Source organism: Streptomyces sp. CNH189, assembly GCF_000527195.1.
Map to the genome: position 1 here is coordinate 182,261 of NZ_AZUS01000007.1, position 25,046 is coordinate 207,306.

A 25,046-nucleotide genomic window follows, 5' to 3' on the forward strand; every position below is an offset into this window, starting at 1 on the left:
GAGCGCGCTCGCCTCGGGGTTATTGAGGCTCACCAGACTTCTGCACCATTCACATCAAGGCCGGAGCGAATCGCTCCGGCGAAATGACCCCACCCTGGTCGGCCTGCGTGACCCGTGGCGCGCTGTCCACAGGGACCGGCTCCACCGGCGTGTTCACCGTCAGCACCACCGGTCGTCACACACTGATCACCGGCCTGGCGGAATGTTTACATTACAAGCACTTGATGTCCACCGGTGATCGCTTATGCCGACGATCTGTCAGACATGCCACATCGCTACAACCTTCTCGCCCACTGCCGCATCCGCGTGCGGGCGCGTCACGACGGAACCCGCAGCCAGTCCGTGAAGGACAGCCCGGGGCCGACGCCCTGCCGCGCCACCCACAGGTCCCCGTCGGGGCCGAGGACGGCGAGCACCGCCCGGCCGTGGGCGTCGTGCGCCAGGGCAGGGTCGCCCAGGCAGGTCCGTCCGGTGTCCCCCCACCAGAGCCCCGACGCCTCGGCCTCCGTCCCGCAGACACCGACGAGCACGGTGCCGGCACGTCCCCGGTGGGCGATGACCGTGCAGTCGTGACCGTCGAGCGCCACGCGCAGCAGCACGTTGGCTCCGTCCGACGGGGTGCCGCTCAGCGGGACGGCCCAGGAGCCGGGCCGCCGGCAGACCAGGCCGGCGCCTGCCGGGTCGGTCCAGAACCAGGTGAGCCTGCCGGGCGCGGTCTCCAGGGCGGCGGCCGATCCGGGCAGCGCGCCGGGCCGTACGTCGTGGGAGCGCCGCGGCACGGCGCCGGGTTCCGGCTGACTCCAGGTGAGCGTGACGCCCCCGGTCGGGGCGAACACCTCGACCCGGCCGGCCGCGGCGGTCGCGGCCGGGCCGCCCCGCAGACCGGCTCCCCGCAGGTCGGCCCAGGGCTCCCAGCGGCCGCCTCGCCCCTCCCTGCGCATCATCAGCCCGCCGCCCGCGTTGCGTGCGAAGACGTGGACGTCGCCGGACGGGGCCACCGCCGCCACCGGCGCCCCGAACAGCACGGCCCGCTCGGGCGTGCGGTGCGGATTCCCCAACGAGCGCCACTCCGTGAGAGGCCGTCCGGTTTGGTACTGCACCGCGTGCACCACGTCGACCTGGACCGCGCCGTCGGTGTGCCGCTCGCGGCGGCCCACGAAGTGCACGTAGGTGTCGGCGCCCTGGGCCACGGCCAGGTCGGTGAGGTCGTCGACGGGAAGGAACACGGGCGCCGACCAGTCGGGGCCGCCCGGCCGGTGCTCGGTCCAGCGCAGCAGGCCGCCCTCGCAGCGGGCGTACGCGGTGAGCCGGCCGTCCTTGCCCCGCGCCAGCCAGGAGCCGGTCGCGGTGCCGGTCGCCGGCCGGCCGGAGGGTGCCGGAACGGCTGTGCCGGCGCGACCGCGGCGCGGCGTGCGCGCGGACCGATCCCGTATCGCCATGTCGGGCTCCCTGGAACGTTCACCCGATATGGACACGGGGCCTGGAACGCACACATGATATGCACACCGCATACATGCATCGGACAGCTAAAGGCGAGCGCACCGGTCCGTGACGGACGAGAGCCGCTCGCCCTGCCACACCCCAGCCGCCCACGACATTCCGTGATGTGGATCACTGTCGTACAACGCCCGGCCGGGGTCGTGGGTCTGTCCGTTCGCCCGAGCAGCCGCGCGCCGGGCGACCGCACCCGGCGCCACCGCCGGGCCGAGTACCTGCGGTTTCGCACCACCCGCACCGGCACCACGCGCCACGCACAGACGAGGACCCTTCGGATGACGACCCCAGCCACCGACACCCCGAGCACGTCGCGCCGTGGGCGCGGACCGGACGCGCCCCGCCGGCGGCGCACCGGCCGGTGGATCCTGCTCTCGCTGGCCGTGCTCGTCGTCGCGGGCGCCGGCACCGGGTACTGGCTCTGGAGCGGCCTCGACGGCAACATCAAGGGCGTCGACATCGACGACGCCATCGGCACGGACCGCCCCGAGAAGCTGCCCACGTCCGGCCAGAACGTCCTGATCCTCGGCTCCGACTCCCGCGCGGGCGACAACGCGGAGCTGAACACCGGCAAGATCGCCGGGGCGCGCTCCGACACCGCGCTCGTGATGCACATACCCGAGGGCCGCACCCAGGCCGTCGCCGTCAGCATCCCGCGCGACACCCTGGTGACCCGGCCCGAGTGCAAGGACGCGGACGGCTCCACGGTGGACTCGGCGGAGCGCGTGATGTTCAACTCCATCTACTCGCAGGTCGGTCCGGCCTGCGTGGTCAAGACGGTGGAGAAGATGTCCGGCGTCCGCATGGACCACTACGTCGAGATCGACTTCGCCGGTTTCAAGGACCTCGTGGACGCGATCGGCGGCGTCGAGGTCACCGTCGACGAGGACATTCGCGACAAGTCCAGCGGCCTGGACCTGACCGCGGGCACCCACCGCCTGGACGGCACCGAGTCCCTGCAGTTCGTCCGCACCCGGCACGGCATCGGCGACGGCAGCGACCTCGGCCGGATCGGTCTGCAGCAGGAGTTCATGGTCGCCCTGCTCGGCGAGATCAAGAAGCAGGACCTGCTGGGCAGCCCCACCAAGACCTACAAGATCGCGGACACGCTGACGGCCGCGCTCACCACCGACACCGAACTCGCCTCCCTCACCGCGCTCGCGGACTTCGGGCGCAGCATGAACGGTGTCGACCCGGGCTCCATGGAGACCATCATGCTGCCGGTGGCGTACGACAAGACCGACCCCAACCGCGTGGTGGCCGCCGAGCCGCAGGCGTCCACGCTGTGGAAGGCCATCCGGAGCGACCAGGAGATCCCGGAGTCGGCCAAGAAGTCCCCGGCCACCGGCGGCGGTTCCTGACCTGCCGGCCGGGTCGCCGCCGGCGTCGGCCGGATCACCCCCGCCGTGGGGCCGTCGTCCGGCGGCCCCTCAGACCTCCCGCCACGGACGCAGCGCCAGGCCGGGTTCGTCCGTGCGGCGGGTGACCCGGAGCGTGGCGGAGTCGGGTTCGAGGGAGGCCGCGACGACCTCTCCCTCGGCGTCGACGGCCAGGGCGACCAGGGTGCCGGACGGCAGTTGGGGGCCGGACTCGGTCCACCAGGCGCCCGCCTGCTCCTGCTCGGTCGGGTAGGCGGCGAACGCCACCCGGCCGCTCGCGGAGCGCTGGGCGAGCACCGTGCAGTCGTGCCCGTCGATGGCGCAGCGCACGGCCGCGACGGGGCCGGGTCCCGCCGCGGGAAGCAGCGTCACCGGCTTGCCGCCGGGGCGCCACGCGCACAGGTCGCCGTGCCGGTCGACGAAGAAGAGGGTGGTCCGCTCGGCGGACGTGCGCAGGGCGCGCAGGGTGCCCGGGCGGGCGGCGACCTCGGCCTCCTCCTCCCGGGCGGGGGTCCGTCCGGGCTCCTTCTGACGCCAGTGCAGGATCCGGTCGCCGGTGGCCGCGTACAGCTCGACGAGTCCGGACTCCCGGCTCGTGGCGGCGAGTTGGTCCTGGATGTCGGTGCCCGCGAGGTCCCGCCACGGGTACCAGCCGCCCCGCTCCTTCTGGACGAGGAGACTGACGCCGCCGCCCGCGTTGCGGACGAACACGTAGGCGCGCCTGCGGTCGTCGACGGCCACGGCGGGGGTGCCGGTGCGGTCGCCCTTGCCGTTGGGGTGGCCGACGGGGACCCAGTCCAGGGGGGCGAGGCGGGGGCGGAAGTGGGTGGAGTGCACCAGGCGGGCCTCGCCCTTCCCGGCCGGCCGCCAGGCCGCCAGATGGGCGTAGCCGTCGGCGCCCTGTCCCACGGCAGCCGGTCCCGGGTGGAGCCCCAGGCCGCCGCCGGCCTGGCGGAAGGGCTCCCAGGGCCCGCCGGGAGCGAGCTCCGCACGGCACAGGACGGCGTCGTCCGATTTCAGATAGACGGTGAGGCGGCCGTCGCGGCCGCGGAGAAGCCAGTCGCCGTTCACCTGTTCACCTTACGCACACGGCTCCGCGGGGCGGGCGCGGGGACCCCGCCGTACGGCCGCCCCCGCGGCGGGATTGCCCGGCTTGCGTGGGACCCTGACCGTATGGAAGACGCCCTGCTCGTGATCGTGGACGCCGCGAACGTCGTGGGGTCGGTGCCCGACGGCTGGTGGCGGGACCGGCGGGGCGCCGCGGAACGGCTGCGGGACCGGCTGGCCGCCGACGGGCTGCCCGGGCACGCCGGACGAGTGGACATCCTGCTGGTCGTGGAGGGTGCGGCGCGCGGGGTGGAGCCGGTGCCGGGCGTCCGGGTGGCGTCGGCGCCCGGCAGCGGGGACGACCACATGGTCGAACTGGTGGCCGCGGCGGGCGACCGCCCGGTGCTGGTGGTCACCGCCGACCGTGAACTGCGCCGCCGGGTGACGGCGCTGGGCGCGGACGTCACCGGGCCGCGCTCGGTGCGCCGCTGAGACGAGACGTACGGCCGTCCGCCGTGCCGGGCCGGCACGGCGGACGGCACGGCACGGCGGACGGTGTCGGCCGGCTACTCCTGGCCGGTCCCGGGGGCGAGGCGCTGGTGCACCAGGCGGGCGAAGTGGTGCAGGGTGCGCCCGGTGGCCAGGTCGGCCGGGGCGAGCCGGATGTCGAACAGGTCCCTCGCCTGGACCAGGAACTGCATGCCGAGCAGTGAGTCGAGCCCGTAGTCGGTGACGTGGTGCGCGGGGTCCAGGCCCGCCGGGTCGGTCTGGAGGACCGTCGCGAGGAGCTGGGTCAGCGTCTCGGTGATCTTTTCCACGGCCTCCTCGGCGGGCAGTCCGGCCAGCGTGCGCAGCAGTGCGTCGCGGGCGTCCGGGGACGCCACGGCGGAGGCCGGGGCCAGCCGGGCGAACCGGGGGGTGGCCAGGGCGGGCAGCAGATGGCGTGCGGCCCCCCAGCGGTAGCGGCCCGCCCCGGCGACGTCGGTGCCGGCGGCCAGCAGGCGTCCGGCCACGTCGAGGGCCTCGTCGGAGCTGAGGAGTTCCAGGCCGCGTTCGGTCATCGCGGACTCCATCCCGGTGCGGGCGACGTACCCGGTGCCGCCGATCGGCCCCCACGCCAGGGCCGTGCCCGGCCGGCCAGCGGCGCGGCGGGCCCGGGCGTGGGCCTCCAGGTAGGCGTTGGCCGCGGCGTAGGCGGCCTGTCCCGGGTTGCCGATGGCGGCGGACACGGACGAGTGGGCGAGGAACAGGTCCAGGTCGCGGCCGGCGGTGAGCCGGTCCAGCAGGGCCGCGCCGCCCGCCTTGGGCGCCAGCACGGCGGCGAACCTCTCGTCGGTGAGGTCGGCGAGGGCCGCGTCGTCCATGTGCATGGCCGCGTGCACCACACCGCGCAGGGGATGCCCGCCGGCGTCCACGGCGTCGAGAAGCCGGCGCACGGCGGCCTCGTCGGTGATGTCGGCGGCGTGCACGGTGGCCCGCACACCCTGTTCGGTGAGGTCCCGGAGCAGTGCGGGCGCCTCGGGCGCGTCGGGGCCCCGGCGGGAGACGAGGGCGAGGTGCCGGGCCCCCAGGCCGGCGAGGCGGCGGGCGGTGGCGGCGCCGAAACCGCCGGTGCCGCCGGTGACCAGGTAGGTGCCGTCACCGTCGAGGCGGGGCGTGCCGGGCCCGGGTTCCACCGGGACGGGTTCGTCGAGCGGGTCGAAGGTGACGACGACCTTCCCGGTGTGCCGGGAGTGCTGGAGGAGGTGGAAGGCCTCGTCGACCCGGGCGGCGGGGTGGGCGGTGTGCGGCAGCGGCCGGTAGGCGCCGTCGGCCACGAGGGCGCCGAAGTCCTCGATGAGCCGGGAGCGCAGGGCGGGGGCGTCGATCACGGCGTCGAGGTTGAAGCCGATGAAGGTGAGGCTGCGGTCGAACGGGCGCAGCGTGAGCGGGTTGTTGAGGAAGATGTCCCGCTTGCCTAGTTCGATGAAGCGGCCGTTGGGGCGGAGCAGGTCCAGGCCGCGGGAGACGGCCTCGCCGCTGAGGGAGTTCACCACGACGTCCACGCCCTGCCCGCCGGTGAGTTCGCGTACCCGGGGGACGAAGTCCAGGCTGCGGGAGTCGAGGACGTGGTCGGCGCCGAGCGTGCGGAGCAGGTCCCGCTTGGTCTCGGTGCCGGCGGTGGCGATGACCCGGGCGCCCTGCCGGCGGGCGCACTGCAGGACGGCGAGGCCGACCGCCCCGGCGCCGCCGTGCACGAGGACGGTCTCGCCGGCCGTGAGACGGGCCTGGTGGACCAGGGTGTGGTGGACGGTGAGGAAGGCGACGGGGAAGGTGGCGGCCTCCGCGAAGGTCATCCCGTCGGGGACGCGTACGACGGCGGCGGCGGAGGTCGTCGTGTGGGAGGCGAGGGCGGCGGGCATCAGGCCGGTGACCCGGTCGCCGGGCCGCAGGTCCCGCACGTCGGGTCCGACGGCGGTCACGACGCCCGCTCCGTCGGTGCCGAGCCCCCGGCCGAGGGGGCTGTTCTCCACCGCCTCGGGCGGCAGCAGGCCGTTGGCGCGCATGGGGTCGCGGTAGTTGAGGGCCACGGCCCGCAGTTCGACGGTGACCTCGCCGGGTCCCGGTTCCGGCAGTTCCGTCTTACGCCAGACGAGCCGCCGGTGCAGGCCGGGGTCGCGCACCTCCAGGATGTACGGCGTGCCGGGCGGGAGGGCCGGGGCCTCCCCCGCCGGATGCTGCGTCTGCCGGGGGACGAACCGGCCCCGCCCGGTCAGCACGACCTCGTCCTCGCGGGCGCCCGGGTCGTCGTCGCAGGGGGCGAGGAGTTCCCCGGCGAGGCGCCGGGCGTCGGTGGCGGGGTCGCCGGTGCGGTGGCAGGACAGGCGCCGCAGGTCCAGGTCGGGCCGCTCGTTGGCGAGGGTGCGGCAGGCCGCCCATACGGCCGCGTCGCCGGGGTGGGCCGGCTGCTCGGGGGCCGGGAAGAGGCCGGTGGGCCGGGTGACCAGCCACAGCAGGGGCTGTGTGCGGCCCTCGACGGACTCGCAGGCGGTGGCCAGGGAGCGCAGCAGGGCGGCGCGGCGCACGGTCCGCGGGACGGTGTCGTCCGGTCCGGGTTCCGCGAGCAGCAGGACGATCCGCGGGCCGGTGGCGGCGGGGAGCGTCGCGCGCCAGGCGTCGGGGTCCTCGGATGCGGTGACGACGGCGGCCCCGCCGAGGAGGGTGGCGAGTTCGCGCGCGGTCGGGGTCTCGGTGCCGTCCTCGACGGCGATCACCCAGGGGGCGCCCTCTGCCGTCAGGGGCGCCTCATGCGCGTCCTGTTGCGCGTCCTTTCGTTCCTCGGGGGCGGCGGCGAGGAGCAGGCTGCGGTCCTCGGGGCCGTGCTGGACGACACCGGTGAAGCCGCACTCCTCCAGCAGCGGCGCCCACCGGTCGTGGGGCAGGACGCGGCAGGCGGGGCGCAGGGCGTGGTCGTCGCGCTCCCAGAAGTCGTTCAGCATGGCGGAGCGCAGCGCCTGGAGCACCGTGTGGTGCGGTTCGGCGGCCAGCAGGTGGCCGCCGGGGGCGAGCACGTCGCGCAGCCGGCGCAGGGTCACGGCGAGATCGGTGGTGGCGTGCAGGGCGTCGCCCGCGAGGACGAGGTCGAAGCCGCCGCGCGGCAGACCCTGGGCGAGGAGGTCGCTGTCCGGGTCGAGGGTGCGGTACTCGGTGAAGTCGTAGGCGGCAAAGCGGTGTTCGGCGCGGGCGAAGCCGGTGCCGGCCGGGGCCGTGCAGACGTAGCGGGTGCGGTCGGCGGGAAGCACGGGCAGGACCGCCGCGGTCAGGGCACCGGTGGTGGCGCCGACCTCCAGGACGCGCAGCGGCCGGTCGGCGGGCCAGCGTTCGACGAGGGCTCCGAGCACCGCCTGCACGGCCCGGTGGGTGTAGCGGTGGGCGGGGCCGGTCTCGTGCAGCTGGTCGAGGGTGCTGTCGCCGGGCGGCAGCAGGTCGGCGGCGTCGGTCACGCCCCGCACCACCTCGGGCAGGCGGTACAGCTGCCGGTTGAGCAGGAGGGTCTCGGCGCCGTGGCCGGGGTGGTCCTCCACCAGCGCCCGCAGCACGGTTTCGGGCGCCTCTCCGGCGCCGGTCAGCTGCCAGTGGTCGCCGTCCTGCCGGGCGAGGCCGTGCGCGGCCAGCAGCGGCAGCATGAGCCGTGCCGCCCGCCGGTGCCGGGTCTGCATGCCGCCCGCCACCAGGTCGGCGACCGTGAACGGCGCCGTCGGGTCGGTGAGCAGGCCGCGCAGGGCGGCGGCCCAGCAGTGGGCGCCGGCGCGTTCGGCGGCCGCGACGAAGCGGTGGTGGCCGGTGTCGTCGAGGGCGGCCCGCGCCGCGGTGAGGCGGGGCGCGGCGGCGCGCACCAGCTCGGCGGGGGCGGGCAGCGGGCTCGGGCCGGCCGGGGAGCCCGGGCGCGGGGCGGCGCGGAGCACGGTGCGCTGGACGGTGAGCGGGGTGTCCCCGGTCATGTGGCCGCGGCGGGTGCGGCAGCCGTCGATCTCGGCGGTGACCGTGCCGTCGGGGTCGGCGTAGGTGATGTCCCAGCACATCTCGTTGGCGCTGCGGGAGCGCCGGCGCAGGTGCACGATCCCGGTGGGCGAGGGGGTGCGCCAGACGCGGACGGCGCCGAACACGGTGGGCAGGAATCCGGCGGACTCCGCCGTCGGTCCGGCGAGGGCGACGGTGGCCTGGAGCGGGGCGTCGAGCAGGACCGGGTGGGCGGTGAAGGCGGCGGCGTCGTGCCGCAGCCGGTAGGAGACCAGCACCTCGCCGTCGCCCGCGTCGATGCGGTCGATGAGCTGGAAGTCGGGGCCGCAGTTCAGGCCGATGGCGTGGCACATGCGGTAGAACGCGTCTCCGTCGAGGGTCCGTTCGCAGCGGGCGCGCAGCGCGTCCACGTCGAGCCGCTCCGGTGCGGCGCCGAGCAGGGTGCGGACCTGGGCGCGGACGACGGGTTGGCACTCCCCGTGGAGTTCCTCGCGGACGCTGACGGTGAGCGCGCCGTCGTCCGGGGTGACGGCGGTCTGGAGGGCGACCGGGGTCGGGTCGGGCCACGGCACGGACAGTGGCCGGCCGATCTCCAGGTGCCGTACCTCGACGGGGCGGTCCAAGGCCATTCGGCCCGCGCTGAGCGCCATGTCGACGTAGGCGGCGGCCGGCATGAGGACGTCGTCGCCGATCTTGTGGTCGCCGAGCCAGGGCACCAGCTGGGGTTCGACGGTGCCGTGCCACACCGGGTGCGGGGCGGGCATCCGCTCGCCGACCAGCGGGTGGTCGAGCAGGCCGTTGCCGCTGGTGCCGCTGACCAGGCCCTGTGGAGTGCCGTGCCAGTACCGCTGCCGCTGCCAGGGGTAGGCGGGCAGGTCGACGACGCGGCCCTGGCGGGGGAAGTGCGCGCCGAGGTCCGTGCCGGGCACGGCGGCGAGGACGGCGGCGACCGCGGCGGCCGTCTCGCGGGGGCCGTCGCCCTCGCGGTGCAGGGTGGGCACGCAGGTGGCGCCGGTGCGGCGCAGGTAGGGGCGGAGCACCGGGTGCGGGCCGATCTCCACGAGGGTGCCCGCGTGCCCGTCGGTGAGTCGGGCGGCGGCCTCGGCGAACCTGACCGGTTCACGCACGTTGCGCCACCAGTACGAGGCGTCCAGCTCGGGCCCGTCCAGGAGGGTGCCGGTGACGGTGGAGACGAACGGGATGCGGGCGCGGGCGGGGGCGAGTCCGTCCAAGGCGGTGAGCAGCGGCTCGCGGATGGGGTTCATGGCCCGGCTGTGGAAGGCGTAGTCCAGGCCGAGGTCGCGGAAGAACACGCCGCGGGCGGTGAGGCCGGCGCCCCAGGCGGCGAGCGCGTCGGGATCTCCGGCGACGGTCACGTCCCGGTCGCTGTTGACACCCGCGATCTCCAACGCGCCGTCATAGGCGGCGAGTTCCTCGCGGGCCGCTTCCTCGGGCAGGCCGACGGCGGCCATGCGGCCCCGGCCGGCGGTGGTGCCCTGGGTGCGGCTGCGTTCGGCGATCACCAGGGCGGCCTGCTCCAGGGTGAGGATCCCGGCGGCGTGCGCGGCGGCAACCTCGCCGACGCTGTGTCCGGCCACCGCGCCGGGCCGCACGCCGTACGAGGCGAGCAGGGCGGTGAGCCCGGCCTGCACGGCGAACAGGGCGGGCTGTGCGACCTCGGTGCGCTGCCAGGTGCGCGGCGCCGGGTGGGCTAGCTCCTTCATCACGGACCGGCCGAGATGCGGGGCGAGGGCCGCGTCGGCCTCCTCGACGGCCCGGCGGAAGACCGGCTCGGCGTCGAGCAGGTCGGCTCCCATGCCGGGCCACTGGGAGGCGTTCCCCGCGTAGACGAACGCGGTGCCCTCCCGTTCGCTCACGCGCACCACGGCCCCGTGCGCGGGTTCCGCGGCCGCCAGGAGGTCCAGCTGGCGGGCGGCGTCCGCCGGACCGGCGGCCAGGACGGCGGCGCGGTGCGGGTGCGCGGTGCGCCGTACGGTGCTGGTGCGGGCCAGGTCGTGGAACTCCCCCGGGTCCGCGGCCCGCAGCCGCTCGGCCATGCGGCCGGCCATGTCCTTCAGCGCCGCGCCGGAGCGTGCGGACACCATCAGGGGCAGCGGGCGTGCGGGCCGGTCGGGCTCCGGCTCCGGTTCCGGGGCGGCGGGCGGCGGGACGACCACGGCGTGGGCGTTGGCCCCGCCGAAGCCGAAGGCGCTCACGCCGACGGCGGCCCGGTCGCCGTCCGGCACCGGGACGGGCTCGACGGCGGGGGCGAGGTTCAGGCCGTCGAAGTCGATGCGGGGGTTGAGCGGGAGGGCGTGCAGGGAGGCCGGGACGAGCCGGTGGCGCAGCACCAGGATCGCCTTGAGCAGACCCGCCATGCCGGAGGCGGGCTCCAGGTGGCCGAGGTTCGACTTCACCGACCCGATCGGCAGCGGGCCGCTGCTGCGGCGCGTGCCGAGGGCGCGGCCGATGGCCTCGGCCTCGGCGGGGTCGCCGGCCTGGGTGCCGGTGCCGTGCGCCTCGACGTACAGCAGGTCGTCGGGGCCGACGCCGGCCCGCGCGTAGACCTCGTGCAGCAGCGCCTCCTGCGTCTTCGCGCTGGGCACGATCATGCCGGTGCTGCGGCCGTCGGTGTTGTTGCCGGTGGCGGCGAGCACGGCGTGGATCCGGTCGCCGTCCGCGACCGCGTCGGCGAGGCGTTTGAGGACGAGGACGGCGCCGCCCTCGGCACGGACGAAGCCGTCGGCGTCGGCGGAGAAGGCCGCGCAGCGCCCGCGCCGGGACAGCATGCCGGCGTACGAGAACCCGGCGAACGAGTAGGGGCTGATCAGGACGTTGACGCCGGCGGCCAGGGCGACGCGGCCGGTGCCCTCGTGCAGGGTGCGGCAGGCGCGGTCCAGGGCGACCAGCGCGGAGGAGCAGGCGGTGTCGACGGCCATGCTGGGGCCGCGCAGGTCGAAGGCGTACGACAGGCGGTTGGCGGTGATGGACAGGGTGGCGCCGGGCATGGTGTGCGGGCTGGTGTGGTCCTGCGTCATCGACAGGCCGACGCCGTACGCCGGGTCCGAGACGCCCACATACACGCTGGTGTCCGACCCGGCCAGCGACTCGGCGGGCACGCCGGCGTCGTCCAGGGCCTCGGCGGCCATCTCCAGCAGCAGCCGCTGCTGCGGGTCGACGTGCCGGGCCTCGGCGGGCGACATGCCGAAGTAGGCGGCGTCGAAGGACGCCACGTCCGGCAGGAAGCCGCCGGCGGCGGTGTAGCTGCGGCCCGGGCGGACCGCTCCCGGGTCGACCGTGCGGTCCTTGGGGAAGCGGTCGGCGGGCATCTCCCCGACCATGTCCCGCCCCTCGCGCAGCACGGACCACAGCCCGTCCAGATCGGTGATGCCTCCGGGAAGCCGGCAGCCGACCCCCACCACCGCAACAGCTCGTTCGCACTCCTGCATCGCCAAGTTCCCGCCCTCTCGCGCCGATTGCCAGCTTTGTCAGCGGAGTAGAGAACATCCCGGTTCGAAAAGGCCAGCGGCGCCCACTCGTTGGGGTGAAGATGATCGTCCGGAGGACGTTCCGGCCTGGTGGGCGGGGGCGTCGCCGCTACGGTGACGCGGTGCCCGAAGCCCTACGTGCCCGCATCGCGGCCGTCGCCGCTCATCTGCCGTCCCGCTACCGGACCATGGAGGAGACCCGCGACCGCATCGCCGCGACCGGCGGCTACGCGCCGCCTCCCGGCCTGCTGGAGGACCTCACCGGGGTGCGCGGCGTCCATGTGCACGAGGACGGCGAGAACGCCTCCGACCTCGCCGTGGCCGCCGCCCGCCAGGCGCTCGACGACGCGGGGCTGAAGATCGGCGACGTGGACCTGCTGCTGTTCGCGTCCACCGCGCAGGACCTGATCGAGCCCGCCACCTCGCATCTGGTCGCCGCGAAACTCGGCGCCGACTGCCCGGTGTTCGACGTGAAGAACGCCTGCAACAGCGTCCTCAACGCGATGGAGGTGGCCACCTCCTTCATCGAGGCGGGCCGCTACCGCACGGTCCTGATCGCCTGCGGCGAGCCCGCCACCCTGGCGACCCGCTGGCACGCCCCCGACCGGCAGACCCTGCTGCGGGCCCTGCCGGGCTACACCGCATCCGACGCGGGCGCCGCGATGGTCCTCACCGCCGGGCCGGCGGGCGACGGCGACCCCGGTGTCCTGTCGATGCGCTTCGTCAGCAACTCCGCGGCCTGGGAGGCCTGCACGGTGGCCGGCGGCGGCAGCATGCACCACCTGTCGGTGCACGACGACCACACCACGCTGCGGCTCAACGGCGACCTGCGGCAGGGTGCCCTCGACGCGCTGCCGCGCATCGTCGAGACGGCCGCGCAGGAGCTGGGCGCGGTGTCCTCCTGCGCCTTCGTCGCCTTCCACCAGATCGCGATGCCGCAGTACCGGGAGACGCTCGACATGTTCGGACTGCCGGAGGACCGGTGCATGCCCGCCGTGGCCGAGCACGGCAACTGCGCGGCGGCCTCCCTGCCGTTGCAGCTGACCAAGGCGGTGCGCGCCGACCGCGTCGAGCGCGGCGACCTGGTGGCGATGATCGGCCTGGCCAGCGGGTTCAGCTTCGGTCTGGCCCTGGTCCGGTGGTGACCGTGCGGGCGGGGCGGGCGCCCGCGTCCGACGTGCTGGAGCGGCTGATGCCCGGTTACCCGGGCCCGGGGCACTGGCGGCGCGTGCCGGTGACGGGGCAGCACTACCTCGACCTCGGCAGCGGGCGTCCGGTGCTGTTCCTGCACGGCAATCCGTCGTGGAGCTACGTCTGGCGCAAACTGCTGCACCGGCTGGCCCCGCACGCCCGCTGCCTGGCACCCGACCTGCCGGGGTTCGGGCTGTCCCGGCACCTGCGTCCGGCGGGCGGGGTGCCCGACCCGTACGAGGCGCAGTTGGAGGGCCTGGACGCCCTCCACCGCCACCTGGTGCGGGACCGGGGGCTGCCCCCGCGGGGGTGGACGTTCGTGCTGCACGACTGGGGCGGCCCGCTCGGCGCGGCCTGGGCGCTGCGCAACCCGGGCGTGGTGGAGCGGCTCGTCGTCTGCAACACCGTGGCCTTCCCCTTCCCCGAGGGGTTCCGGCTGCCGTTCTACCTGCGCTGGATCCGGGACCACCGGCCGGTCGCCGGCCTGGTCCATCTGACCAACGGCTTCGCGCGGACCGCCGTGCGGGCCGGTGTGCACCGTCCGCTGTCCCCCGCCGAACGCCGCGCGTCCCTGCGGCCGTACGCCCGCCGCACGGAACGCGGGGCGGTGACCGACGCCGTACGGGCGATCCCCCGCGACCCGGCCGACCCCGTCTGGCGGCTCCTCGAACCGCCCGCCGACGGACCGGGGCTGGCGGAGCTGCCGCTGCTCGTCGGCTGGGGCATGCGCGATCCCGTCTTCACCCCCGGCCTGCTGGGCGAGTGGGAGCGTCACTTCCCCCGGGCCGCCGTGCACCGCTTCCCGGAGGCCGGCCACTACGTGATGGAGGACGCGGCCCCCGAACTGGCTTACCTCATCCGCGACTTCCTGGGAGCACGATGACCACCACCGTCAGGGGCGACACGGCACCCGCACCCGCCCGTCCCCTCCACGACATCCCGGGGGGCACGATGACCACCACCGCCAAGGACGACACGGCACCCGCACCCGCCCGTCCCCTCCGCGACGTCCCAGGAGCAGCATGACCGCGACCGTTTCCGGGCTCGCCGCCCGGCTGGCCGAACGGCCCGACGGCCTGGCCCTGGTGACCTGCCGCGGGGGCACGTCCCGCGGGGCCGGCCGGGGCGAACTGCTGCGCCGCTGCCACCGGATCGCCCGGGCCCTGCACGACGCCGGGGTACGCCCCGGCCACAAGGCCGTCGTGATGACGCGCGACGCCCACGACCTGACGGCCGTCACCTACGCCCTCGGCGTGCTCGGCGCCGTCCCCGTACTCATCGAGCCGCGCGCCGAGGTGAGCCGCTGTCTGGAGGACGTCGCCCCGGACGTGTTCGTCGGCGAGGCCCTGGCCCACCTCGGGCGCCGCGTCCTGCGCTGGGGCCGGCCCCACGTGCGCGTCCCCCTGGTCACCGGCCCGGTCCCGGTCCCGGGCGTACGGCGGCTGGTCACCACGGCGCCGGACGCCGGCCCGGTCGCGCCGCCCGGCCTCCACGAGCCCGACGGCGACGACACCGCCCTGATCGCCTTCACCTCCGGCTCCACGGGACGGCCCAAGGGCGCCGAGTACCGCCTCTCCACGCTGGCCGGACAACTCGACGCGCTGACCACGCTGATCGGACCCCGGCCCGACGACGTCCTCCTCGCCGGTTTCCTGCCCGTCGCGCTGCTCGGCCCGCTGCTGGGACCGGTCACCGTCGTCCCTGCGGTCAACCACCTGGCCCCGGCCCGCACCCGGCCGCAGGAGGTGGTGGGCCCCGTCCTGGAACACCGCGCCACCGTCGTCCTGGCGTCACCCGCCGTGCTCACCCTGCTCGCGCGGCACTGCGTCCGCCACGGCATCAGGCTGCCCTCGGTGCGGCAGGTGCTGTCCTTCGGCGCCCCGCTGCGCGTCGGCCTCGCGGACGCCCTGCGCGCCGTGGTCCCGGACGACGCGGACATCCGCAGCGTGTACGGCGCGACGGAGTGCCTGCCCGTCTCCTCGATCGGCGACCACGAACTGCGCGACACCCGCTCCGCCCCGCCCGTCGGACACGCCGGTACCTGCCTGGGCCGCCCGCTGCCCGGCGTATGGGCCCGGATCCTGGACGCCGACGCCACCGGGGCCGGAGAGATCGCGGTGGGCGGACCCACCGTCAGTCCCGCCTACTCCGGGCGCCCGGACGCCGACGCCGCCACCAAGAGCGTCACCGACGAGGGCCTGCTGCATCGCACGGGCGACCTCGGCCGGATCGACGAGGAGGGCCGGCTGTGGTTTTTGGGCCGCAGGGCCCACCTGGTCACCGGAGTCGACACGGACACGGGCGCCGCCTTCACCCTCGCCCCCGAGGACCTCGAGGCCACCGCGGACACCGTGCCGGGCGTACGGCGTACCGCCCTGGTCGGCGTCGGCACGGCCCGCCGCGAACTGCCCGTGCTCTGCGTGGAACCGCTGCCCTCCGCGCCCCGCGCCGGGGCCCTGGCGGCCGTGCGGGACGTCGTGCGCAAGCACCCGGACGGCCACCGGGTGGGCGCCTTCCTGCTGCACCCCGGCTTCCCCACCGACCCCCGGCACAACTCCAAGATCGACCGGCACCGGCTGTCCGGCTGGGCCGCCCGGCGGCTGCGCGGGAGGCTGACATGAAGGTGCTCGTCACCGGAGGGAGCGGCTTCCTCGGCCTGGCACTCTGCCGCCGCCTGCGCGTCCGCGGGGACACCGTGACCTCCCTGAACCGGCGGCACAGCGCCGCGCTGCACCGGCTCGGCGTCCGCCAGCACCTGGGCGACCTCGCCGACGCCGGCGCGGTCTCCCGGGCGGTCGCCGGCCAGGACGCCGTCGTCCACAACGCCGCCCTGGCCGGGGTCAGTGGCCCGCCCCGGCCGTACTGGACCACCAACGTCACCGGCACCCGGCACGTGATCGCGCAGTGCCGTGCCCACGGGGTGCGCACGCTGGTGTTCACCTCCACCGCCAGCGTCGTCTTCCGCCCCGGCGGCCTGGAGGGCGTCGACGAGAGCCTGCCGTACGCGCTCCGGCACCTGGCTCCCTACCCGGCGTCCAAGGCGCGGGCGGAGGCGATGGTGCTCGCCGCGCACGGCCCGGACCTGGCGACGGTGTCGCTGCGCCCGCACATCGTCTGGGGGCCGGGCGACCCGCACTTCGTGCCCGCCCTCGCACGCGCCGTGCGGGGCGGACTGCTGCCGATGCCGGGAGACGGCGGCAACCTCGTCGACACCACCCACGTCCGCACCGCCGCGCACGCCCATCTGCTCGCCCTGGACCGGCTGCGGGACCACCCGGAGGCGGGCGGCCGGGCCTACTTCGTCGGCCAGGGCGACCCGCGCACCCTGCGCGAGATCACCGGGCACTTCCTGCGGGCCGCCGGGATCCGCGCCCGCTGGTGCGCCGTACCGCCCCCGTTGGCGGCCGGCGCGGCGACGGCGGCCGACACCCTGCTGCGCCTGGCCGGCAGCACCCGCACGCACGCCCTGAGCCGGTTCCTCGTCGAGGAGCTGCTGCACCCGCACCACTTCGACCTCACCGCGGCGCGCCGCGACCTCGGCTTCGTACCGCCCGTCTCGTTCGACGAGGGCGTCGCGGAGCTCGCCCCGTCCCTCCCCCACCCCAGCAAGGACACACCGTGCCGGACTCCTACGACGTTCTCCGATCCGTCCTGACCAGCTCCTTCCGCGTCCCCGAGGACGAGATCGAGCCCCGGCGCACCTTCGGGCAGCTGGACCTCGACTCGCTGGCCCTGACCGAGCTGGTGCTCGTGCTCCACGAACGCCTCGGCGTGCGGGTGAGCACCGAGGCGGCCTCCCGCACCGCCACCCTGGAGGAGGTCGCCCGGCACCTCGACGCGCTGCGGGCGGAGGGCGCGCGGCCGGTGGGCCCCGCATGACCGTCGCCGTCACGGGTCTGGGCCTGGTCACCCCCGCCGGGGAGGGCGTCGCCGCGACCTGGGAGGGGGTGTGCCGGGGCGTGGGGACGGCGTCCCACGACCCGGTGCTGGCGGGGCTGCCCGTGGACTTCTCCTGCCGCGTCCCGCTGTCCCGCGAGGAGCTGGACCGGCGCGTCGGGCGCGCCTCGTGGCGCATGGCGCGCAACACCGTGCTGGCGGTGCTGGCCGCCCGGGAGGCCGTCCACGACGCCGGTCTGGACCCCGTGACGTGGGACGCCCGGCGGGTCGCCGTCGTCATCGGCTGCGGCATCGGCGCGGACGCGGTGCGCGAGGAGCAGGGCAGGCGCCTGGAGCAGCGGGGCGCCGATCAGGTGTCCGCGCTGACCGTCCCTCAGATCCTGCCGAACATGGCGGCCGGGGAGGTGTCCATCGACCTCGGGGCGCGCGGTCCGGCCCTGGCCCCGGCCACCGCGTGCGCGTCCGGCGCCACCGCCCTCGCCGTGGCCCGCGACCTGCTGGCGGCCGGCCGGTGCGACGTCGCCGTGGCGGGCGGCACCGAGGCGGCCGTCGGCCCGCTGGCGGCCGCCGGGTTCTGGCGAATGGGCACGCTGTCCGGACGCACCGACGCGGTGGCCTCCGCGTCCCGGCCGTTCGCCGAGGACCGGGACGGCTTCGTCCTCGCGGAGGGCGCGGGCGTCCTCGTGCTGGAGCGCGCCGCGGACGCGGCGGCGCGCGGCGCGTCCGTACGGGCCCGGCTCGTGGGCTGCGGCAGCGCCTCGGACGCGCACCATCCGACGGCGCCGGACCCGGACGGCCGGGGCGCGGAGGACGCCCTGCGCACGGCCCTCGCGGACGCGGGCCTGGTCCCGGGCGACGTCGACCACGTCAACGCGCACGGGACGTCCACGCCGCTGAACGACGCGGGCGAGGCGGCGCTGATCTCCCGGGTGCTGCCGCACCGGCCGAGCGTGACCGCGCCGAAGGGCGTCCTGGGGCACAGCCTGGGGGCGGCGGGCGCCGTCGAGGCGGCGCTGACGGTGCTGACCCTCCAGCACCGCACGGTGCCTCCGGTGGGGAATCTGCGGGCGCCCGCGGCGGGCTTCGGCATCGACTGCGTCACCAAGGAGCCGCGCCGGCAGGACGTCCGGGTGGCGGTCAGCCACTCCTTCGGGTTCGGCGGCCACAACGTCGTCCTGGCGTTCGCCTCCTGACGTGCCGGAGCCCGGGGCGCGCACCGCTCGGGTGCGCGCCCCGGGCTCGCGGGGCCGGGCCCGCCGGGAAACGGGTCAGCCGGGTCCCTTGCCGGACGGTCCGACGGCTCCGGTCTCCGCGTCCTCCCCGCCGGCCAGCCGGCTGTGGCTGCGGCTGTAGAGGAAGTACACGACGATGCCGATCGCCATCCAGACGCCGAACCGGACCCAGGTCTCTGTAGGCAGGTTGAGCATCAGCCACAGCGAGGCCGCCACCGACACGATCGGCAGCACCGGCACCCAGGGGGTGCGGAACGCGCGGGGCAGGTCGGGCCGGGTGCGGCGCAGGATGAGCACGCTGATGGCGACGATGACGAAGGCGAACAGCGTGCCGATGTTCACCAGCGCGGCCAGTTCGTTGAGCGGGGTGAAGCCGGCCAGGATCGCGATGAGGACACCGAGCAGGATGGTCGGCCGGTGCGGGGTCTTGAACCGGGGGTGGACCCGGGAGAAGAACCGGGGCAGCAGTCCGTCGCGGCTCATCGCGAAGAAGACGCGGGTCTGGCCGAGCAGCAGGATCATGCAGACGGTCGTCAGGCCGACGGCGGCCCCGAAGCTGATGAAGCCGGCGTACCAGGGATGCCCGGTGGCCTTGAACGCGTCGGCGAGCGGGGCGTCCACGGACAGCTCGGTGTAGTGCTGCATGCCGGTCACGACGATCGACACCAGGACGTAGAGCAGGGTGCAGATGAGCAGGGAGCCGAGGATGCCGCGGGGCATGTCGCGCTGCGGGTTCTTGGTCTCCTCGGCGGCCGTGGCGACGATGTCGAAGCCGATGAAGGCGAAGAACACCACGGAGGCGGCGGTGAAGATGCCCATCACGCCGAAGTTGGCGGGGGCCCAGCCGAACATCAGCTGGATGAGCGGGGAGTCGAGACTGTCCCCGGCGGGCACGGGCTTGGAGTCCGGGATGAACGGGTCGTAGTTGTCGGCGGTGATGAAGAAGGCACCGGCGATGATGACGACCAGGACGACGGTCACCTTGATGGCGACGACGACCGTGGTGACCCGGGCGGACAGCTTCATGCCGAGGACCAGGATGCCGGTGAGGACCAGCACCAGGACGGCGGCGAGGATGTCGAAGCCGAAGACGTCGGAGCCCTCACGGCTGCCGAGGGCGGCGGGCATCTCCCAGCCCGCGTTGTCCATGAGCGACTGGATGTAGCCCGACCAGCCGACGGCCACCACCGCCGTGCCGAGCGCGAACTCCAGGACCAGGTCCCAGCCGATGATCCAGGCCGGAAGCTCACCCAGGGAGGCGTACGAGAACGTGTACGCGGAGCCCGCCACGGGGACGGTGGAGGCGAACTCGGCGTAGCAGAGCGCGGCGAGCGCGCAGACGACGCCGGCCACCACGAACGCCAGGGCCGTGGCGGGCCCGGCGTTGTCCTTGGCGACCGTACCGGTGAGGACGAAGATGCCGGTGCCGATGATGACACCGACGCCGAAGACGGTGAGGTCCAGCGCGGACAGGGACTTCTTGAGGGCGTGCTCGGGCTCCTCGGTGTCGCGGATGGACTGCTCTACCTTCTTCGTCCGGAAGAGGGGGCTTGTCACGGGTACCTCCCACGCTTGTCGTCCTCGACATGATCGAGAGGGGGCGTGGTTCGTATGCCCCGGCACGGACGCCTTCACGCGAACGGGCCGCGCGCGCCACACTTCACGGTGGCACGCGCGGCCCGTTCGGACCACGTGCGCGCGGCCGGACCGGTGACGGCGGGTCGCGCGCGGACGGCGGGTCAGTCCCGGGCGGGCTCCACCGCGTCGACGGCGTCGGCGGAGGACCGCTCGTACCGGCCGTCCAGCTTCGCCACCAGGCCGGTGACCTGACGGGCGATGTCCGGGGCGGTCAGACCGATCTCGGTCATCACCTCGGCGCGCGAGGCGTGGTCGAGGAACCGCGGCGGGATGCCGAAGTCACGCAACGGCATGTCCACCCCGGCGTCGCGCAGGGCCTGCGCGACCGCGGAGCCGACACCGCCGACGCGCGAGTTGTCCTCGACGGTCACGACGACGCGGTGCTTCTCGGCGAGCGGCGCCATGGCCTCGTCGACGGGCTTGACCCAGCGCGGGTCGACGACGGTGGTGGAGATGCCCTGCCGGTCCAGCAGGGAGGCGATCTCCAGGCACATCGGCGCGAGCGCTCCCACGGAGACGAGCAGCACGTCGGGCGTGTCGGTGCCGGGCTCGCGCAGGACGTCCATGCCGCCGACGCGGCCCACGGCGGGCACGGCGGGGCCGACGGCGCCCTTGGAGAAGCGCACCACGGTGGGGGCGTCCTCGACGGCGACGGCCTCGCGGAGCTGGGCGCGGACCTGGTCGGCGTCGCGCGGGGCGGCGAGCCGCAGTCCGGGCACCACCTGGAGGATCGACATGTCCCACATGCCGTTGTGGGAGGCGCCGTCGGTGCCGGTGACACCGGCCCGGTCGAGCACGAAGGTGACGCCGCACTTGTGCAGGGCCACGTCCATGAGCACCTGGTCGAAGGCGCGGTTGAGGAAGGTGGCGTAGACGGCGAAGACGGGGTGGACGCCCGCGTGGGCGAGGCCGGCCGCGGAGACGGCGCCGTGCTGCTCGGCGATGCCGACGTCGTAGACGCGGTCGGGGAAACGCTTGGCGAACTTGTCGAGGCCGACCGGCTGGAGCATGGCGGCGGTGATGGCGACGACGTCCTCGCGCTCCTCGCCGAGCTTGACCATCTCCTCGCCGAAGACGGACGTCCAGTCGGCGCCCGAGGTGGCGATCGGCAGGCCCGTGTCGGGGTGGATCTTGCCGACGGCGTGGAAGCGGTCCGCCTCGTCCTGGAGGGCGGGCTGGTAGCCGCGGCCCTTCTCGGTGAGGCAGTGCACGATGACCGGGCCGTTGAACCGCTTGGCGCGGGCCAGCGCGGACTCCAGGGCCTCGATGTCGTGGCCGTCGATGGGGCCGACGTACTTCAGGCCGAGGTCCTCGAACATGCCCTGCGGGGCGATGAAGTCCTTCAGGCCCTTCTTCGCGCCGTGCAGGGTGTCGTAGAGGGCCTGGCCGACGACCGGGGTGCGCTCCAGGAGGTCCTTGGTGCGGGTCAGGAAGCGCTCGTAGCCGTCGGTGGTGCGCAGGGTCGCCAGGTGGTTGGCGAGGCCGCCGATGGTGGGCGAGTAGGAGCGCTCGTTGTCGTTGACGACGATGACCAGCGGGCGGTCCTTGGCGTCGGCGATGTTGTTGAGCGCCTCCCAGGCCATGCCGCCGGTGAGGGCGCCGTCGCCGATGACCGCGACGACGTGGCTGTCGTCCCGCTTCATCAGCTGGTTGGCCTTGGCGATGCCGTCGGCCCAGCCGAGGACGGTGGAGGCGTGGCTGTTCTCGATGACGTCGTGCTCGGACTCGGCCTGCGAGGGGTAGCCGGACAGGCCGCCCTTCATCTTCAGCCGGGAGAAGTCCTGCCGGCCGGTCAGCAGCTTGTGCACGTAGGACTGGTGACCGGTGTCCCACAGGACCTTGTCCTTGGGGGACTCGAAGACCCGGTGCAGGGCGAGGGTGAGCTCCACCACACCGAGGTTGGGGCCGAGGTGGCCGCCGGTCTTGGAGACCGCGTCGACGAGGAAGGTCCGGATCTCCCCGGCCAGCTGGTCGAGCTCCTCCAGGGTGAGCCGGTCCAGATCGCGCGGTCCCGTGATGCGGGTCAGCAGCGGCACCCGTGCCTCCTTGCAGTAGAGCTGATCGAGCTGTTGCCGGGCGGGTCGAGTCTAATCTTCCGCCCGGGCGGCCGTTCTCCGGGCGGTGCGTCGTACGTCACCCGATCAGCAGTACCCACGAACGAGGCGTCGAGCCCTCCCGCCGCCCGTCCGCCTGTCCGCGTCCCGTACGGGTACCGGAAGACCGTCGGACGGCGGACCGGCCGCCGGGCGGGCCGAGGAGTGCGGATGTCGGTGGACCTGACGGGTTTCCTCGGTGTCGTCGTGGTGGCCTATCTGGTCCCGGGGCCGGACTTCCTGGCGGTGGTGCGCTCGGCCGCCGACAGTCCCGCCCAAGGGCGGGCCGCGGCGCTGGGCGCCCAGACGGGGCTGTGCGTGCACATGCTGGCCGCCGCTGCCGGCCTGTCGCTGATCGCGGCCCGCTCCCCCGTGGTCTACGGCGCCGTCAAGCTGCTCGGCGCGGCGTACCTGGTGTACCTGGGGGTCCGGGCGGTCCTGGCGGCCCGGCGGACCGCCCGCGAACACGGCACCGGGGCGGCGGCGCCCGAGGACGAACCGGCGCGCGGCCGGTCGGGCTTCACCGAGGGATTTCTCACCAACGTGCTCAACCCGAAGGCGGCCCTGTTCTTCCTCAGCGTCCTGCCGCAGTTCGTGCACGGCACGGACTCACCCGCACGGCCGATCCTCCTCCTCGGCGTCCTGGACGTCCTGATCGGTGTCGTCTTCTGGTTCGCCCTGGTCACCGTGGCCGCCCGGTTACGGACCGTCCTCGCCCGCCCACGCGTCCGCCACCGCTGGGACCTGACGACGGGCTGGCTCTTCATAGCCATAGGCGTAAGCCTGGCCGTCACCACCGCCTGACGCCGGAAACACCGTTGCCCGGCACCTGTGAAGGCACCGGGCGACGATGAGGCCCTTGACGGGGCGCGGGACTGGAGCGGCATGCGGCTCCGCGCGTTGCGCGATCAGCCCCGGCTCACCCGCGGCGAACCGACTAGGCCCGCCCCGCGGACTTCTGCGTCTTCCTGGTGACGGCGTCGATGACGACCGTCGCGAGCAGCACACCACCGGTGATCATGTACTGCACCGGCGAGGCGATGCCCTCCAGCGCGAGCCCGTACTGGATGGAGACGATGACCATCACACCGAGCAGCGCGTCCCACGTGCGGCCGCGGCCACCGAAGAGGGACGTACCGCCGATGACGGCGGCGGCGATGACGTTCATCAGGAACTCACCGGTACCGGCGCCCTGGTTGGCGGAGGCGATCTTCGACGCGACGAACAGGCCGCCCATCGCGGCGAAGGTACCGGCGATCGCGAAGACCGATATCCGGATCAGCTCCACGTTGATGCCCGCACGGCGGGACGCCTCGACGCTGCCGCCGAGCGCGAACACCTTGCGGCCGTAGGAGGTACGGCGCAGCACGAAGTCCGTGAGGACCAGGAAGGCCAGGAAGACCACCACGGCCAGCGGCAGGCCCTTGTACTGGTTGAACACGATCGCGACGGCGAACGCCAGGATCGCGAGCAGCACCGTCCGCACGATGATCTCGTTCAGCGGGCGGGAGGGCACACCGGCGGCCTCACGGCGGCGGTTGTCGAAGAACGCGGCGAGGAAGTACGCCACGGTCGCGAGCAGCGCCAGACCGTACGCGGCGGCCACGTCGGTGAAGTAGTAGCTGGTCAGCTTGACGACCAGCCCGTCGCTGTCCAGGTTGATGGTGCCGTTGTCGCCCAGGATCTGGAGCATGAAGCCCTGCCAGAACAGCAGGCCGGCGAGGGTGACGGCGAAGGCCGGGACGCCGATCCGGGCGAAGATGAAGCCGTGGATCGCGCCGGCGACCGTGCCGGTGAGGATCGCCAGCACCAGGGCCAGGATCTCGTTCATGCCGTGCGTGATGTTCAGCACGGCGAACGTGGCGCCCGCGACACCGCTGACGGAACCGACCGACAGGTCGATCTCGCCGAGCAGCAGGACGAAGACGATGCCGACGGCGATCATGCCGGTGCCGACCATGGCGACGGACATGTCGGAGAAGTTGCCGGCGGTGAGGAAGTTGCCGTTCAGGCTGGTGAAGATGGCCCAGATGATCAGCAGGCCGACCACGACGGGTATGGAGCCGAGGTCACCGGCCTTCATCTTCCGCTTGAACTCGTTCCAGTAGCCCGCGAGGCCCTGCTCGCGCACCAGCAGGCGCGGGTCGACCACGGTGACCGCCTTGGCGGCCGCTTCGGGGTTGGCCGCGGACTTGTCTTCGGCGGTGGGGGTGGAGGTCTTCTCGGTGCTCACTTCGCGATCTCCCCATTGGTGCGCGCCGCACGACGGGTCACGGCGTTGTCCGTGGCGCCCGTGATGGCGGAGATGATTTCTTCCTGCGAGGTCGACTTGACCTCGAAGACGCCGTTGTTGCGCCCGAGGCGCAGGACGGCGACCTTGTCCGCCACGGCCTTCACATCGGCCATGTTGTGGCTGATGAGGATGACCGCGTGGCCGCGCTCCCGGAGCCGCTCGACCAGGTCGAGGACCTGCGCGGTCTGCTCGACGCCGAGGGCCGCGGTGGGCTCGTCGAGGATGACCAGCTTGGGCTCGCCGAGCATGGAGCGGGCGATGGCCACGACCTGGCGCTGACCGCCGGAGAGCGAGGCGATCGGGATACGGACGCTGGGGATGCGGATCGACAGGGTGTCGAGGAGCTCGCGGGAGCGGCGCTCCATCTCCACCTCGTCCAGGACGCCGCGCCTGCGGAGCTCCCGGCCCAGGTAGAGGTTGCCGACGACATCGATGTTGTCGCACAGCGCGAGGTCCTGGTAGACCGTCGCGATGCCCAGGCTCTGGGCGTCGTGCGGCCTGCTGATCTGCACCGGCTTGCCGTCCCACTCGATGACGCCCTCATCGATGGGATGCACGCCGGCGATCGTCTTGACCAGCGTGGACTTTCCGGCTCCGTTGTCGCCCACCAGGGCGACCACTTCACCGGCGTGGACCTCAAGCTCGACGTCGGTGAGCGCCTGGACGGCACCGAACCGCTTGGAGACCCCGCGCAACGCCAGCACGGGCGTAGCGGACACGTGAACCATCTCCTTCGCCGCCTGACCCGGCGGGAGGTTGTGCAGAGGATTGGGGGGTGTTTCCGTCCGGCGCCC

The 25,046-nt window shown here is 74.3% G+C and carries 16 protein-coding genes; 9 read left to right on the forward strand and 7 right to left on the reverse strand.

The features are described 5' to 3' along the window. Positions 1–317 precede the first annotated feature (317 nt). Positions 318–1,439, reverse strand: coding sequence for a hypothetical protein (locus tag B100_RS0112305; RefSeq protein WP_078540873.1), 1,122 nt, complete (start codon positions 1,437–1,439; stop codon positions 318–320). A gap of 333 nt (positions 1,440–1,772) precedes the next feature. Here B100_RS0112305 and B100_RS0112310 point away from each other — a divergent pair, with 333 nt between their 5' ends. Continuing rightward, positions 1,773–2,855: an LCP family protein gene (locus tag B100_RS0112310; protein WP_024884740.1), complete on the forward strand. Its 1,083-nt coding sequence runs from the start codon at positions 1,773–1,775 to the stop codon at positions 2,853–2,855. A 69-nt stretch (positions 2,856–2,924) separates the two neighbouring features. Here B100_RS0112310 and B100_RS0112315 read toward each other — a convergent pair whose 3' ends face one another. Continuing rightward, positions 2,925–3,944: a hypothetical protein gene (locus B100_RS0112315; RefSeq protein ID WP_024884741.1), complete on the reverse strand. Its 1,020-nt coding sequence runs from the start codon at positions 3,942–3,944 to the stop codon at positions 2,925–2,927. A 102-nt stretch (positions 3,945–4,046) separates the two neighbouring features. Here B100_RS0112315 and B100_RS0112320 point away from each other — a divergent pair, with 102 nt between their 5' ends. Beyond that, positions 4,047–4,412 carry a hypothetical protein gene (locus B100_RS0112320; RefSeq protein ID WP_024884742.1) on the forward strand — a complete coding sequence of 122 codons (366 nt, stop codon included), beginning with the start codon at positions 4,047–4,049 and terminating at the stop codon, positions 4,410–4,412. A 74-nt stretch (positions 4,413–4,486) separates the two neighbouring features. Here B100_RS0112320 and B100_RS0112325 read toward each other — a convergent pair whose 3' ends face one another. After that, a complete protein-coding gene (locus B100_RS0112325; protein WP_024884743.1) occupies positions 4,487–11,869 on the reverse strand; it encodes a type I polyketide synthase in 7,383 nt (2,460 codons plus the stop codon). A 161-nt stretch (positions 11,870–12,030) separates the two neighbouring features. Between B100_RS0112325 and B100_RS0112330 the strand changes: the two genes are divergently transcribed. The 6 genes from B100_RS0112330 (at position 12,031) to B100_RS0112355 (ending at position 18,189) form a co-directional block, all read left to right on the forward strand. Next, on the forward strand, positions 12,031–13,053 hold the full coding sequence (locus B100_RS0112330) for a 3-oxoacyl-[acyl-carrier-protein] synthase III C-terminal domain-containing protein (RefSeq protein WP_024884744.1): 1,023 nt from the start codon (positions 12,031–12,033) through the stop codon (positions 13,051–13,053). Continuing rightward, positions 13,050–13,982, forward strand: a complete 933-nt coding sequence (locus tag B100_RS0112335) for an alpha/beta fold hydrolase (RefSeq protein ID WP_486585629.1) — start codon at positions 13,050–13,052, stop codon at positions 13,980–13,982. Before B100_RS0112330 ends, B100_RS0112335 begins: the two co-directional genes overlap by 4 nt. 139 nt (positions 13,983–14,121) lie before the next feature. Beyond that, positions 14,122–15,720 carry an AMP-binding protein gene (locus B100_RS0112340; RefSeq protein ID WP_024884746.1) on the forward strand — a complete coding sequence of 533 codons (1,599 nt, stop codon included), beginning with the start codon at positions 14,122–14,124 and terminating at the stop codon, positions 15,718–15,720. After that, positions 15,717–16,754 carry an NAD-dependent epimerase/dehydratase family protein gene (locus B100_RS0112345; RefSeq protein ID WP_024884747.1) on the forward strand — a complete coding sequence of 346 codons (1,038 nt, stop codon included), beginning with the start codon at positions 15,717–15,719 and terminating at the stop codon, positions 16,752–16,754. Before B100_RS0112340 ends, B100_RS0112345 begins: the two co-directional genes overlap by 4 nt. After that, positions 16,718–16,978 (forward strand): acyl carrier protein, encoded by a 261-nt coding sequence (locus B100_RS0112350; protein WP_024884748.1) that lies wholly within the window; start codon positions 16,718–16,720, stop codon positions 16,976–16,978. The genes B100_RS0112345 and B100_RS0112350 overlap by 37 nt, the downstream gene beginning before the upstream one ends. Further along, a complete protein-coding gene (locus B100_RS0112355) occupies positions 16,975–18,189 on the forward strand; it encodes a beta-ketoacyl-[acyl-carrier-protein] synthase family protein (protein WP_024884749.1) in 1,215 nt (404 codons plus the stop codon). The genes B100_RS0112350 and B100_RS0112355 overlap by 4 nt, the downstream gene beginning before the upstream one ends. 75 nt (positions 18,190–18,264) lie before the next feature. Here B100_RS0112355 and B100_RS0112360 read toward each other — a convergent pair whose 3' ends face one another. Both B100_RS0112360 and dxs read right to left on the reverse strand, forming a co-directional pair. Continuing rightward, positions 18,265–19,785, reverse strand: a complete 1,521-nt coding sequence (locus B100_RS0112360; RefSeq protein ID WP_024884750.1) for an amino acid permease — start codon at positions 19,783–19,785, stop codon at positions 18,265–18,267. A 182-nt stretch (positions 19,786–19,967) separates the two neighbouring features. Further along, complete coding sequence (gene dxs / locus B100_RS0112365) at positions 19,968–21,902, reverse strand: 1-deoxy-D-xylulose-5-phosphate synthase (RefSeq protein ID WP_024884751.1); 1,935 nt, start codon at positions 21,900–21,902, stop codon at positions 19,968–19,970. 228 nt (positions 21,903–22,130) lie between these two features. On the opposite strand from dxs, the gene B100_RS0112370 reads away from it, so the two are divergent. Further along, complete coding sequence (locus B100_RS0112370) at positions 22,131–22,763, forward strand: LysE family translocator (protein ID WP_024884752.1); 633 nt, start codon at positions 22,131–22,133, stop codon at positions 22,761–22,763. A 133-nt stretch (positions 22,764–22,896) separates the two neighbouring features. Here B100_RS0112370 and B100_RS0112375 read toward each other — a convergent pair whose 3' ends face one another. Continuing rightward, a complete protein-coding gene (locus B100_RS0112375; protein WP_024884753.1) occupies positions 22,897–24,192 on the reverse strand; it encodes an ABC transporter permease subunit in 1,296 nt (431 codons plus the stop codon). Then, complete coding sequence (locus B100_RS0112380) at positions 24,189–24,980, reverse strand: ATP-binding cassette domain-containing protein (protein WP_024884754.1); 792 nt, start codon at positions 24,978–24,980, stop codon at positions 24,189–24,191. Before B100_RS0112380 ends, B100_RS0112375 begins: the two co-directional genes overlap by 4 nt. Positions 24,981–25,046 lie beyond the last annotated feature (66 nt).

Coding starts and splice junctions, on each gene's coding strand:
- B100_RS0112320 (WP_024884742.1), top strand. CDS start 4,047: ATGGAAGACGCCCTGCTCGTGATCGTGGACGCCGCGAACGTCGTGGGG.
- B100_RS0112355 (WP_024884749.1), top strand. CDS start 16,975: ATGACCGTCGCCGTCACGGGTCTGGGCCTGGTCACCCCCGCCGGGGAG.
- B100_RS0112305 (WP_078540873.1), bottom strand. CDS start 1,439: ATGGCGATACGGGATCGGTCCGCGCGCACGCCGCGCCGCGGTCGCGCC.
- B100_RS0112370 (WP_024884752.1), top strand. CDS start 22,131: ATGTCGGTGGACCTGACGGGTTTCCTCGGTGTCGTCGTGGTGGCCTAT.
- B100_RS0112325 (WP_024884743.1), bottom strand. CDS start 11,869: ATGCAGGAGTGCGAACGAGCTGTTGCGGTGGTGGGGGTCGGCTGCCGG.
- B100_RS0112380 (WP_024884754.1), bottom strand. CDS start 24,980: ATGGTTCACGTGTCCGCTACGCCCGTGCTGGCGTTGCGCGGGGTCTCC.
- B100_RS0112345 (WP_024884747.1), top strand. CDS start 15,717: ATGAAGGTGCTCGTCACCGGAGGGAGCGGCTTCCTCGGCCTGGCACTC.
- B100_RS0112310 (WP_024884740.1), top strand. CDS start 1,773: ATGACGACCCCAGCCACCGACACCCCGAGCACGTCGCGCCGTGGGCGC.
- B100_RS0112340 (WP_024884746.1), top strand. CDS start 14,122: ATGACCGCGACCGTTTCCGGGCTCGCCGCCCGGCTGGCCGAACGGCCC.